We start from the raw sequence: 12230 nt of genomic DNA on the forward strand, positions 1-12230 counted from the left end.
AGCGCTAACCGAGGGCATGGGCCGCCAGACGGGCGCGATGGGCCTGCGGCGGTCCGAAGAGCTGCGCGTCCGAGGTGGCCCGCTTGAGGTAGCGGTGCGCAGGATGCTCCCAGGTGATCCCGATCCCACCGTGGACCTGGATGTTCTCACCCGCCGCCGCCAGATAGGCCTCCGTGCAGTACGACCCCGCGATCGCCGCGGACACCTCGTCGACCGCCGCCGCCCCCGCGGCCGACCGGGCCGACTCCACCACCAGCAGCAGATCGGCGAGCTTGTGCTTGATCGCCTGGAACGACCCGATCGGCCGCCCGAACTGCCGCCGCCGCTTCGCGTGCTCCACGGCCATCTCCAGGCACCGCTGCGCGCCGCCCACCTGCTCGGCGGCCAGCGCCGCGATCCCGAGGTCGCGCACGCGGGGCCATGACGAGCCGTCGCCGAGCCGCCGTACCGGGGTGTCGTGGAAGGAGAGCTCCTGCAGCGGCCGGCTCTCGTCCATGGTCCGGTACGTCCTGCGCCGGGCGGGCACGGCCGCCACCAGCAGCCCGTCGACGTAGACCAGCGCCAGCTCGCCCGCCAACGCGTACGGGACCACACCCGTGAGCAGGCCCGACTCCAGCCGGAGGGCGCCCTCGCCCGGCGGCACCACGGTCGCGGTCGTGGCGCCGTCGGCCAGCGCCGGGAGCAGGTCGTACGCCCCGCTCGCCAGCAGCGCCTCGACGGCCATCACCGCTGTCTGCAGGAAGGGGTGCGGCGACAGCGCCCGGCCCAGCTCCTCGCTCACGGCGGCCATTTCGGCCGGACCGCATCCTGCCCCGCCGTGTTCCTCGGGGACGAGCAGCCCCGCGATCCCCACGTCGCGCGCGAAAGCCTGCCACGGTGCGTCCGGCCGGTCGGCGAGGTAGTCGCGGACGACGGCGCGCAGCTCATCGGGGAGTGCCACGACCCAATGCTAACCAAGCGATTGCTCGTTTGGCATTCGGGTGACCCAAATTTGCCTTTTTTGTACAGTCACATAATCTGGCACTGGTCATCCCAAGGGTTACCCGGGGAAGGGTTGACCAGGGAAATGGATATGAACGACACCAGCATCGACTACGCCGACCTCGCCGAGTACGACCGGCGGCAGCGCGGCATCGAACGCCACCTTCTGTCGGCTTTCTTCGGAGGACTCGCCGTCGGGCTCGTCGGCATGCTCCTCGCCGGCAAGGGGCCCGCCTGGGTCGGTCAGATCTACGATCCGTACGTCTACCTCGGCCTGTCGCTGGCCGTGGGCGCGACGGCGTCGGGGTTCGGGTGGGCGTTGCTGACGACGTTCCTGGCCGTGGCCTCCACGCTGGTCGCGGCCATGGGGGCGGGCGCGCTTAAGGGCGACATGGCCTTCGAGGTCGTCGGAGGCAGCGCCGCCGGGCTCAACTGGACGCTCGCCCTGCTCGTCGCCCTGGGCCTGCTGGCCTTCGCCACCCGCAGGGAGGACGTCTGGGGCGACCTCGCGGCGGGCGCGGTCGGCGCGGCGCTGCTCGCCGACGTGGTGGACCGGGCGACGCCGGGGTTCATCGACAGTGAGCGGTCGTTCTGGCCGGTTCCGGCGCTGTTGATCGGGTCGCTGTCCGTCGGGCTGGTGCTCATGCTGCGCAGGAACGCCTGGGGACGGGTACGCGCGCTGACGCTGTCGGCGGTGTTCTCCGGTGTGTTCACGGTGTTCCTGGCCGCCTTCGTGTCCGGCTGGATCCCGTTGACGGTCTGAGTCCTGCGGGACCTGTGGATAAGCTCGCGCGCGGCGCCACCCGGAGTCGATAGCCTGTAATCCTTCACGTCCAGGTTCGAGCAAGGAGTAGCCGTGTTGCTGCGCATGTCGTCGTTGTTTCTTCGCACCCTGCGGGACGACCCGGCAGACGCGGAAGTGCCGAGCCACAAGCTCCTGGTCCGCGCCGGCTACGTTCGTCGCGTGGCGCCCGGCATCTACTCCTGGCTGCCCCTCGGCAAGATGGTGCTGGAGAACGTCACCAGGATCGTCCGCGAGGAGATGAACCGGATGGGCGGCCAGGAGGTGCTCTTCCCCGCCCTGCTGCCCCGCGAATACTACGAGGCCACCGGCCGCTGGACCGAATACGGTGACACGCTCTTCCGGCTCCAGGACCGCAAGGGCGCCGACTACCTCCTCGGTCCCACGCACGAGGAGCTCTTCACCGACATGGTCAAGGGCGAATACTCCTCATACAAGGACTATCCGGTCACCCTCTACCAGATCCAGACGAAATACCGCGACGAGGCTCGGCCCAGGGCGGGCATCCTGCGCGGGCGCGAGTTCCTGATGAAGGACTCGTACTCATTCGACCTCGACGACGACGGGCTCAAGCACTCCTACGAGCAGCACCGCGACACCTACATCCGCACCTTCGACCGGCTCGGCATCGACTACAAGATCGTGTTCGCGCAGTCGGGGGCGATGGGCGGGTCGGCGTCGGAGGAGTTCCTGGCGCCCACGCCCACGGGCGAGGACACGTTCGTGGCCTGCCACTCGTGCGGCTACGCGGCCAACGCCGAGGCCGTCGTCACGCCCGCGCCCGCCGCCCGTCCGATCGAGGACGCGGCGCCGCTGCAGGTCATGGACACGCCCGACACCCCGACCATCGAGTCGCTGGTGTCGTACGTCAACGAGCACCACGGCCTGTCCGTCACCGCCGCCGACACGCTCAAGAACGTCGTCGTCAAGGTCACCACGCCGGGCTCCGACAAGGTCGAGACCTTGATCATCGGCGTGCCCGGCGACCGCGAGGTCGACTTCAAGCGCCTGGAGGCGGCGCTGGCGCCCGGCGAGCCCGCCATCTTCGAGGCCGCCGACTTCGCCAAGCACCCCGGGCTCGTACGCGGCTACATCGGGCCGCAGGTCCTGAGCTCGCTCGGCATCCGCTACCTCGTCGACCCCAGGGTCGTCACCGGCACCTCCTGGGTGACCGGCGCCAACGAGCCGGGCAAGCACGCCGCCAACGTGGTGGCCGGGCGCGACTTCACCCCCGACGGCACGATCGAGGCCGCCGAGGTGCGCGCCGGCGACCCCTGCCCCCGGTGCGGCTCCGGCCTGTCCATCGACCGCGGCATCGAGATCGGCCACATCTTCCAGCTCGGCCGCAAGTACGCCGACGCCGCCGGCCTCGACGCCCTCGGCCCCGACGGCAAGCCGATCCGCATCACGATGGGCTCCTACGGCATCGGCGTCTCCCGGGCCGTGGCGGTCATCGCCGAGCAGGCCCACGACGCGCTCGGGCTCGTGTGGCCCCGCGAGGTCGCTCCCGCGGACGTGCACATCGTCGGGACCGGCAAGGAAAACCAGGTGGAGGCGGCCCTGGAGCTGGGGGCCGAGCTGGAGTCGCGCGGGGTGCGGGTGCTCGTGGACGACCGGCCTTCGGTCTCGCCTGGGGTGAAGTTCAAGGACGCCGAGCTGCTGGGGCTGCCGACCATCGTGGTGGTCGGGCGTGGGCTGTCGCAGGGGGTCGTGGAGCTTCGGGACCGGGTCTCCGGGGAGAAGTCGGAGATCCCCCTGTCCGAGGCCGCCGACCGCATCATCGCCGCCCTCGCCTGACCTCGGCCTTCGCGCCGGGCCCGTACGGGGCTCGGCGCGCAGTCCCTTCGACCCGCCTCCGGGGGTGACACACCCCTGGAGGTGAGGCACTCCTTGAGGCGATACGCCCAGAGGCGAGGCACCTCGAACGCTGGGCACCTTGGGCGGCGATGCGCTCCTTGGGGGCGACGCCGCACCCACCTCCCGCCACCACGACGTGCCGGGTGCTTCAAGGCGGCGTTTCGTTGAGCGCGCTCCCGTGGTCGGCCGCCGTGCATGTGCGCCGGACTCCGCCGTACATCGCCCCGCCGACGCGGCGCTTTTGGGACGGCTGCCACAAGGTTGCCGCGATCGGGGGCGCCTCCCACGAGGTCGCCGCGATCGGGGCGGCTCCCACAGCGATGCACGGCCTGCCGCGCGGGTGCATGCCGCTGCCGTTACGCCCCGCTGCGGGCCCTTGCAGTCGTGCCCCGTTGCGCCGTCGCGCGCCGTTGTCCCGGAACGTCGCTGCCGTCGAACGCCGTTGAGCGCCGTCGCGTGCCGTCCCGACGGGGTGGCAGAGGCGCGGGAGGGCACGCGGGTGACGGACCGAGGGCGTCAGGTGGTGGTGGGGACGGGGGTTTTGGTGCGACGGCGGAGCAGGGGAGGGCCGATCAGGCAGGCGGCTGCGATGAGCAGGATGGCCAGGGAGACCGGGCGGGTGACGAAGACCGAGGGGTCGCCCTCGCTGAAGGCCAGGGCGCGGCGGAACTGGACCTCCATCAGCGGCCCCAGCACCGCTCCCAGGATCAGCGGCGCCACCGGGTACCGGGCCCGGTGCAGGATCCAGCCCAGCAGCCCGAACCCGTACGCCACCAGCACCTCGAAGACGCTCTGGGAGATCGAGTAGACCCCCAGCGTGGCGAAGGTCAGGATGGCGGCCGTGAGGAGGGCGGCGGGGACGGTGAGGAGCTTCACCCAGACCCGGATCAGCGGCAGGTTGAGCACCAGCAGCATCACGTTCCCGATGTAGAGGCTGGCGATCAGCGTCCACACCAGCACCGGTTGCTGGTCGAAGAGCTGCGGCCCGGGTTGCACGTTGTAGATCTGGAACGCGATCAGCAGCATGCTCGCCGTGGCCGACGTCGGGATGCCCAGCGTCAGCAGCGGCACCAGGACCCCGGAGAACGCCGCGTTGTTGGCCGCCTCGGGACCGGCCACGCCCTCGATCGCGCCCCGGCCGAACTCCTCCTTGTGCTTGGACAGCCGCTTCTCGACGTTGTAGCTCAGGAACGTGGGAAGCTCGGCGCCTCCGGCGGGCAGCGATCCGATGGGCAGGCCGAACAGGGTCCCGCGCAGCCAGGGCTTCCACGACCTGCGCCAGTCCTCGCGGGTCATCCCCACTTTCCCGGCGACCGCGACCGGAGGTTGCGCCGGCTGGTGCCGGGAGGCGGCCGTGGAGATCGCCTCCGCCACCGCGAACAGCCCCACCGCGACCGCCACCACCGACAGCCCCTCGTAGAGGTCCGGCACGCCGAACGCGAACCGCGGCTGACCGGTCATCTGGTCGATCCCCACCATCCCGATCGTCAGGCCGAGGAACAGGCTCGACAGCCCCCGTACGATCGAGTCCCCCATGAGCGAGGTCACCGTCACGAACGCGAGCACCATGATCGAGAAGTACTCGGCAGGCTGGATCAGCTTGGCGATGTTCGACATGCCGGGGGCCAGGAACGTGATGACGACCGTGGAGATCGTGCCCGCCACGAACGACCCGATCGCCGCCGTGGCCAGGGCCGCCCCGGCCCGGCCGCGTCTGGCCATCGGATAACCCTCGAGCGTCGTGGGGATCGAGGCCGTCTCGCCCGGGATGTTGAGCAGGATCGCGGTCGTCGAGCCGCCGTACATGCCGCCGTAGTAGATCCCGGCGAACATCACGAACGCCCCCACCGGATCGAACACGAACGTCAGCGGCAGCAGCAACGCGATCGTCGTGGCGGGCCCGAGCCCGGGAAGCACGCCGACCAGCGTGCCGACGGTGACGCCGAGCATGGCGAGCAGCAGGTTCTGCAGGCTCAGCGCGTGGCCGAAGCCGTCCAGCAGGTTGCCGAGCACGTCCATCTCAGATCGCCAATCTGACCAGGCCCGGCGGCAGCGAGATGCCGAGGAGCCGGTCGAACAGGAAGTACGTGGCCAGCGCCAGCGCCAGCCCCACGAGCACGTCGCGCACCAGCCTCCTGCTGCCCAGCACCCGGGCGACGGCGACGAAGAAGGCGGTCGTCGCCTGCCAGTAGCCGGCCGGGACCAGGAGGAGCGCGTAGGCGGCCAGGCTGCCGATCAGGAGGAGGACGGAGGGCCAGTGCGGCTTCTCCGACGCCTCACCGCCGCCGCCGTCCGCGGAGACGCCGACGCCGACACCGACGCCGACGTCCACGGTGCCGGCGGCGGCGGGGGCCGGGGGTGTCGCGGCCGGCTCCCGCGTACCCGGTCTGAAGGCCTGGACGACCCCGACGATCGACACCACCGCCAGCCCGACCCCCACCAGCAGCGGGAACGCGCGCGGCCCCACCGCCTGGTAGCCCTCGCCCTGCGGGATCGCGAACGCCTGGGCCAGCACCACCACGGCCGCCGCCAGGAAGCCGAGCGAGACGATCCGCTGGGTCACTTGCCGAGCCCCAGTTCGCCCAGGATGGTGGTGACCTGGGTCCGCTGCTGGGCCAGCACCTGGCCGAACCGGTCACCCGGCTGCCAGTCCTCGACCCAGTTGTTGCGCTCGAGCACCTTCTTCCAGCAGGGGGTCTGGCGCACCTTGTCCAGCAGGCCGATGGCGTCCTGCTGCTGCTCCTTGGTCAGGCCCGCGGGCGCGAGCACGCCGGCCAGCGTGGAGATCGCCGCGTTGGCCAGGCCGAGCTCCTTCATCGTGGGCGCGTCGATGCCCGCGACCCGCTGCTCCGAGTCCACCGACAGCACCCGCAGCTCACCCGCGGAGATCTGCGCGCGCAGCTCGGCGACGGTGTCGATGCCGGCCGTGGCGGCGCCGCTGAGCAGCAGGTTCAGGGACTCGCCGCCGCCCGCCGTGGGCACGAAGTTGACGTCCTTGGCGGCGACGTTCCGCTCCTTGGCCAGTCCCGCCACCGTCATCTGGCCGGGCCCGCCGAGCGAGCCGCCCGTCCACTTGACGCTGTGGGGCTTGGCCTCCATGGCGTCCAGCAACGACTTCAGATCCTTGTACGGCGACTTCGCCGCCACCACGATCGCGGTCGGCCCCCGGCTCAGCCCGGCCACGGGGGTGAGGGTGGCCAGGTCGACCGGCGACTTGTTGTTCACGATGCCGCCCAGCATGGTCACGCTGTCCATGACCATGAGCTGGTACGGGTCGCCCTTCTTCTTGGCGAACTGGGCCAGCCCGATGGTGCCGCCCGCGCCGGGCACGTTCGTGACCGTGGTGTCCACGTCGGCCACCTTGCACTCGCTGAGCGAGCTGGCGATGCCGCGCGCCCGCGTGTCCCAGCCGCCGCCGGGGCTGCCCGGCGCCATGATCGACAGGGGCTTGCTGGGATAGCCGCCACCCGAGTCGGTGGCCTCGCCCACGGCGCAGCCGCCGAGCGTCACGGCCAGCGCGGCGGCGGCCAGCAGTTTGATCTTCATGATGACTCCCGGGGGGTGAGGATCGATGCGAAGAAGTCCTTGACCGGCTCGAGCACCGACATCGGGTCGTGACCCACGTCCGGCACGACGTCGAACCGCACGTCGATGCCATGGGCCTGGAAGTTGTCGCGCAGCGCCCTGAGCCGTTCGACGCGGGTGACCCCGTGGGCGTCGGCGCCGTCCATCCAGTTGGAGTCGCCCTGGTTGTTGATCTCCCAGGTCTCCACGTCCGCACTGCCCACGACCATCTGCACCGGCACGTCACGAAGCTCCTCGAATCTGGGAGCGCTGCCGAACTCCTCCTCGAACCCCTTCAGCCCGATCCACCACGGGCTGCTGTGATCGATGTACGTTATCCGCCCTGGTGCACCGATTGACAATCCGGTGAGCCGGTCGGGGTGCAGGTAGGCGAAGCGGTGCACGAACTGGCCGCCGCCGGAGAACCCGTGCAGCAGGAACCGCTCGGTCCGTACGTTGAAGCGCTCTCCGACCTCCTCGACCATGGCCAGCAGCGCGTGGTCGAAGCGAATGTCGCCGTACTTGAGGAACTTGAAGCTGTGCAGGTCGTACGGGTCGCCGCCGATGCCGGCGGGGAAGAGGGGGGCCAGGACGAGGCAGCCGTGCTTCTCGGCCCACTCGGCGAAGTTGTCCCGGTACTGCGGGCCGCGCCGTCCCGTGCCGTGCTGCAGAACCGCCAGTGGCAGGGGAGCGCCGTCCCGGTCGTGCGCCGACGGCACGTACAAGCAGTAGGAGAACCTCTGGTCGTACCTCGACGCGAATACGGTCGTCGCACCCGCCGAATAGAAGCCGGTCGGGTGCCTGACCACGTGCAGTTCCTCAGCCATGACGCCACAGCCTGGGCAAACGCCGGGTGACTCTCAAGCAGATTGACGTCAACGCGGTAATGTTCAGGGTGGCCGTCACGCTCCTCCTCGACTCCCCCGGCACCGGATCCGTCGCCGTCCAGCGCTCGCCGCTGGCCGAGCTGTGCGCCTGCCTCCACGCCCTCGACGAGCCCGGCCACCACCCCGGCAGCGCGAGCTGGGTGGCCAGGGCGCACGCCGGGCTGGACAGCGAGCTGCTGGCCACGGCCGCCGCCTGGGCGCCGCTCTGGGGCGCCTTCCGCGCCCGCTACCTGCTGCCGCTGTCGGCGGGGCCGGCGCGCACGCTGGCCGGTGAGCTGCGGGAGGTGGCCGGGCTGCCCATCGGCGACTTCGTGGCGATGACCGTGCAGGCCCTCATCGGCACGAACGACACCGAGCTTGCGCCCAGGCTCAGCGACGAGGTGCTGCACCGGCTGCGGCTGATCTCCACCAGCCGCATGGAGATCGGCGCCCGGCTGCGCGCCGACCCCGAGGCGTTCCGCGGCGAGCTGCTCGGCTTCCTCGCCGACTTCGCCGCCGCGGCCTTCGACGCCGAATGGCCGTCGCTGCGCCCGGCTCTCGACCGCGACCGCGCGGAACGCGTACGCGACCTGCGCCGGCGTGGCGCCCTCGTCCTGGCCGACCTGCCGACCGCGTTCACGTCGTCCGGCGCGCGAAAGCCGCTGCGCATCGTGTTCGACAAGCTCTACAACGCCACCGCCCGGGTGGACGAGGGGCGGCCCTGCCTGCTCGTCCCGACCGTGCACGGCCGGCCGCACTTCGTGATCAAGCACTATCCCGGCTACCCGGTCGTCATCCAGTACAGCGCCGACGGCGCCGCCACGCCGACGCTGGAGACGGCCAGGCGCCGGCTCGCCGCGCTTCAGGACCCGACCAGGCTGCGGCTGGCGTACGCGATCCTGCGCAACCCCGTCGCCACCTCCGAGCTGGCCATCCAGCTCGGCATGACCGCGCCCCAGGTCTCCCGGCACCTGCGCAGGCTCAGGGAGGCCCAGCTCGTGCACACCCACCGGCGCGGCTCGGTCGTCTACTACCAGCTCGACGCCGACGCCGTCGAACGCCTCGGCCCCGACCTGCTCTCCGTCCTGTACCGGTGAGAGGTCCCGCCGGTCAGCCGCCCCGCTGCGACGCCGAGGGTGACGCGGGCGGGGACGGGGGCGGCGCCGCCGCGGGCATGCCGGGGAAGGCCGGCGGCTGGGCGGGGCGGAAGGCGTACGAGCGGGCCGTCGCCTCCTGCATGGCCTGCGCGGCGTAGCGGCGCAGCGAGACGTCCTGCGCGGCGGCCAGCTCCAGGTAGGCGGCCGTGACGCCGGTCTCCAGGTGCACCGCCAGCTTGACCGCCAGCTCCGGCCCGGAGGGGAAGAACGGCAGCGCGTAGGACGCCTCGGGCTCGGCCGGTCGCCCGCCCCGCGCCGTGATCAACGTGCGGAGCTGGTCGCGGCAGTCCCGGTGGGCGTCGAAGGCCGCGCTCATCCTGGCCCGCAGCGGCCCCGACGTCCGCGCCCCCAGCAGCCCGTACGCGAACAGCGCGGCGTGCTCGGCGGCCAGCGCCTTGCGGAGCTTCTCGACGTCGTCGGGGTTCACAGCGACCTCGGCAGGGCGAGTGCGTGGGCCGCCTCGCAGGCCCCGATGCTGGCGATGAGCTGGGCCACGCCCGGTGAGACGCGGTCGAGCTGGCGGATGCGCAGGGCCGCCGCCTTGCGCTCCAGCTCGCGCAGGCGCGACAGGGACGGCTTGGGGGCGGGGGCCGGGGTGGAGGTGGCGGTGACGGGCGGCGCCGAGGCCACGGTGACGTATTTGCGCAGCTCGTTCACGTGGGCCTGGTGTCGGTCACGGAACGGCACCAGTTTCTGGGCCCCGCCCGAGATCATCGACGAATAGAGCGCGATCGTCCGCTCCTTCTCCGCGATCAGGTCCTTCAGCAGCAAGGTCTCGGGGGAGTCGGAGGCCCGGACGGACGGCTGTGGCGGGCCGGTGGAGCTGCAGGCGGTGAGAGCGGCCGCTCCGCCCGCCAGCAAGGCTCGCCGGGAGAGGTGACGCGGGCGCACGGGCTAGGACCTCCAGTGACGGTGGAGCCGACCGACGGAAAGCCGCCCATGGGCGGGCGCGCCCGATCGACGCCGCGGCGGCGGGCCCTTCGGGGGCTTTCTCGTCGGTAGCATCGTACGGGCTGGTGCCCGCGATCGCTGTCAGGCGACGCTCCGCCATTCGACCATGACGAGTGGCGCTCTTTCCGTGCCCCCGTACAGATAGGGTGTCAACTGTCGTCGCTGGCTGAGCGGCCAGACGGCGGGGAGCCAGAGGCGAGGTCCGCCCGGCTGAGACATGACAATAGGGGAGGTCGATATGGGCAGCGCATCACCCCGCGACCACCTGATGAAGCTCCTTGAGCCTGTGGTCAGCGCGGAGGGCCTCGATCTTGAGGACATCACGGTCACCCAGGCCGGCAAGAGACGGCTGCTGCGCGTGATCGTCGATCGCGACGGCGGCGTGAGCCTCGACGACGTGGCCGACGTGAGCCAGGCGGTCTCCGCGGCCCTCGACGACGACGACTCGATGGGCCAGGCGGCCTACACGCTGGAAGTCTCCTCGCCGGGCGTCGATCGCCCGCTCACCGAGCCACGCCACTGGCGCCGCGCCGCGAAACGCCTGGTGAAGGCCGAGATGAGAGACGGCACCGTGGTGGAGGGCCGCATCCTGGCCGCGGACGAGGCCGGTGTCGACCTCGACGTCGAGGGCGCCGCACGCAGGCTTGATTACGAGGACCTGACCCGGGGACGGGTACAGGTGGAGTTCCGCCGGATCGACGACGTCGACGGCGACGAAGGCTAAGGGGGGAGCCGTCGTGGACATCGACATGAGCGTCCTGCGCAGCCTCGAGCGAGAAAAGGACATCTCCTTCGACCTGGTCGTCAAGGCGATCGAGGACGCGCTGCTGATCGCCTACTTCCGCACCGACGGCGCCGCCTCCAAGGCGCGCGCCGAGCTCGACCGCAGCAGCGGTCACGTCACGATCTGGGCCGCCGAGCTGGACGAGGACGGCGAGGTCGTCAGGGAGTTCGACGACACTCCCAACAACTTCAGCCGGATCGCCGCCACCACCGCCAAGCAGGTCATCCTGCAGCAGCTGCGCGACGCCGAGGACGAGATCAACTTCGGCGAGTTCGCCAGCCGCGAGGGCGAGCTGGTCTCCGGCGTCATCCAGCAGGGCAAGGACCCGCGGGTGGTGCTGGTCGACCTCGGCAAGATCGAGGCCGTGCTGCCGCACGCCGAGCAGGTCCCCGGCGAGGACTACGTGCACGGAGAGCGCATCCGCGCCTACGTCGTGCAGGTGAAGAAGGGCCACAAGGGCCCCTCGGTCACCTTGTCGCGCACGCATCCCGGGCTGGTGAAGAAGCTGTTCGCGCTGGAGGTGCCCGAGATCGCCGACGGCACCGTGGAGATCGCCGCGGTGGCGCGCGAGGCGGGCCACCGCACGAAGATCGCGGTCCGCTCCCGCAAGCCCGGCGTCAACGCCAAGGGCGCCTGCATCGGGCCGATGGGCTCGCGGGTGCGCAACGTGATGACCGAGCTGCACGGCGAGAAGATCGACATCATCGACTGGTCGGAGGACCCGGCCGAGTTCGTGGGGAATGCCCTGTCACCGGCGCGTGTTTCCCATGTCGAGGTGCTCGATCTCGAGGGGCGCGTCGCGCGGGTGACCGTGCCCGACTACCAGCTTTCGCTGGCCATCGGGAAAGAGGGCCAGAACGCCCGGCTCGCCGCGAGACTCACCGGATGGCGGATCGACATCCGGCCGGATACACAGGCCGAAGATGCCGCCGGTTCCGTAGATGCGTCGACACGGTAAGCTGGAATATGGTGGCCAAGCGACCCCACAGCGCACCTGTGTGGGCTGCAGGGTTCGTACGGCTAAGTCCGAGCTGCTCCGTCTGGTGCGGGTCGAGGACCATGTGGTCCCTGACCTGCGAGGACGGCTTCCTGGCCGCGGTGCATCGCTGCATCCGTCCTTGAGCTGTCTGGAGCTTGCCGAGCGTCGCCGAGCGTTTCCGCGCGCTTTTCGCGTGGCGGGACCGCTTGACGTCTCGCGCGTGCGGGCGCAACTGGAGGGAGACCACGCAAATGTCATGTAGGACGCCGAGTTGATGGGCGGAGTCAGA

At 70.9% G+C, this 12230-nt stretch carries 13 protein-coding genes; 6 read left to right on the forward strand and 7 right to left on the reverse strand.

The features are described from left to right. Nucleotides 1-4: 4 nt before the first annotated feature. Nucleotides 5-940, reverse strand: coding sequence for an acyl-CoA dehydrogenase family protein (locus H4W80_RS46860; protein ID WP_192790960.1), 936 nt, complete (start codon nucleotides 938-940; stop codon nucleotides 5-7). A gap of 132 nt (nucleotides 941-1072) precedes the next feature. On the opposite strand from H4W80_RS46860, the gene H4W80_RS46865 reads away from it, so the two are divergent. After that, on the forward strand, nucleotides 1073-1744 hold the full coding sequence (locus H4W80_RS46865) for a hypothetical protein (RefSeq protein WP_192790961.1): 672 nt from the start codon (nucleotides 1073-1075) through the stop codon (nucleotides 1742-1744). A gap of 93 nt (nucleotides 1745-1837) precedes the next feature. Continuing rightward, complete coding sequence (locus tag H4W80_RS46870) at nucleotides 1838-3580, forward strand: proline--tRNA ligase (RefSeq protein WP_192790962.1); 1743 nt, start codon at nucleotides 1838-1840, stop codon at nucleotides 3578-3580. 576 nt (nucleotides 3581-4156) lie between these two features. On the opposite strand, the gene H4W80_RS46875 is transcribed toward H4W80_RS46870, so the two are convergent. Genes H4W80_RS46875 through H4W80_RS46890 form a run of 4 tightly spaced genes read right to left on the reverse strand, consistent with a single transcriptional unit; the run spans nucleotide 4157 to nucleotide 8031 of the window. Further along, the gene (locus tag H4W80_RS46875) at nucleotides 4157-5659 is read right to left on the reverse strand and encodes a tripartite tricarboxylate transporter permease (RefSeq protein WP_192790963.1); all 1503 of its coding nucleotides are present in this window, start codon (nucleotides 5657-5659) and stop codon (nucleotides 4157-4159) included. 1 nt (nucleotide 5660) lies between these two features. Then, nucleotides 5661-6203: a tripartite tricarboxylate transporter TctB family protein gene (locus H4W80_RS46880; protein WP_192790964.1), complete on the reverse strand. Its 543-nt coding sequence runs from the start codon at nucleotides 6201-6203 to the stop codon at nucleotides 5661-5663. Further along, on the reverse strand, nucleotides 6200-7186 hold the full coding sequence (locus tag H4W80_RS46885) for a Bug family tripartite tricarboxylate transporter substrate binding protein (protein ID WP_192790965.1): 987 nt from the start codon (nucleotides 7184-7186) through the stop codon (nucleotides 6200-6202). The genes H4W80_RS46880 and H4W80_RS46885 overlap by 4 nt, the downstream gene beginning before the upstream one ends. Further along, complete coding sequence (locus H4W80_RS46890) at nucleotides 7183-8031, reverse strand: alpha/beta hydrolase family protein (RefSeq protein ID WP_192790966.1); 849 nt, start codon at nucleotides 8029-8031, stop codon at nucleotides 7183-7185. The genes H4W80_RS46885 and H4W80_RS46890 overlap by 4 nt, the downstream gene beginning before the upstream one ends. Nucleotides 8032-8057: 26 nt before the next feature. On the opposite strand from H4W80_RS46890, the gene H4W80_RS46895 reads away from it, so the two are divergent. Then, nucleotides 8058-9167: an ArsR/SmtB family transcription factor gene (locus H4W80_RS46895; RefSeq protein WP_318787379.1), complete on the forward strand. Its 1110-nt coding sequence runs from the start codon at nucleotides 8058-8060 to the stop codon at nucleotides 9165-9167. Nucleotides 9168-9180: 13 nt separating this feature from the next. On the opposite strand, the gene H4W80_RS46900 is transcribed toward H4W80_RS46895, so the two are convergent. Continuing rightward, nucleotides 9181-9654 (reverse strand): ferritin-like domain-containing protein, encoded by a 474-nt coding sequence (locus tag H4W80_RS46900; RefSeq protein WP_192790967.1) that lies wholly within the window; start codon nucleotides 9652-9654, stop codon nucleotides 9181-9183. Next, on the reverse strand, nucleotides 9651-10118 hold the full coding sequence (locus H4W80_RS46905) for a hypothetical protein (RefSeq protein WP_192790968.1): 468 nt from the start codon (nucleotides 10116-10118) through the stop codon (nucleotides 9651-9653). Before H4W80_RS46905 ends, H4W80_RS46900 begins: the two co-directional genes overlap by 4 nt. A gap of 298 nt (nucleotides 10119-10416) precedes the next feature. On the opposite strand from H4W80_RS46905, the gene rimP reads away from it, so the two are divergent. The 3 genes from rimP to H4W80_RS46920 are packed head-to-tail and all read left to right on the forward strand — an operon-like array spanning nucleotide 10417 to nucleotide 12203. After that, complete coding sequence (gene rimP, locus H4W80_RS46910) at nucleotides 10417-10902, forward strand: ribosome maturation factor RimP (protein ID WP_192790969.1); 486 nt, start codon at nucleotides 10417-10419, stop codon at nucleotides 10900-10902. 13 nt (nucleotides 10903-10915) lie between these two features. Next, entirely contained in the window at nucleotides 10916-11920 is a 1005-nt protein-coding gene (gene nusA / locus H4W80_RS46915) for a transcription termination factor NusA (protein WP_318787380.1), read from the forward strand. Further along, on the forward strand, nucleotides 11904-12203 hold the full coding sequence (locus H4W80_RS46920) for a YlxR family protein (RefSeq protein ID WP_192790970.1): 300 nt from the start codon (nucleotides 11904-11906) through the stop codon (nucleotides 12201-12203). Before nusA ends, H4W80_RS46920 begins: the two co-directional genes overlap by 17 nt. The last annotated feature ends 27 nt before the right edge of the window (nucleotides 12204-12230 follow it).

This window comes from Nonomuraea angiospora, assembly GCF_014873145.1.
In the GTDB taxonomy this organism is placed as follows: Bacteria; Actinomycetota; Actinomycetes; order Streptosporangiales; family Streptosporangiaceae; genus Nonomuraea; species Nonomuraea angiospora.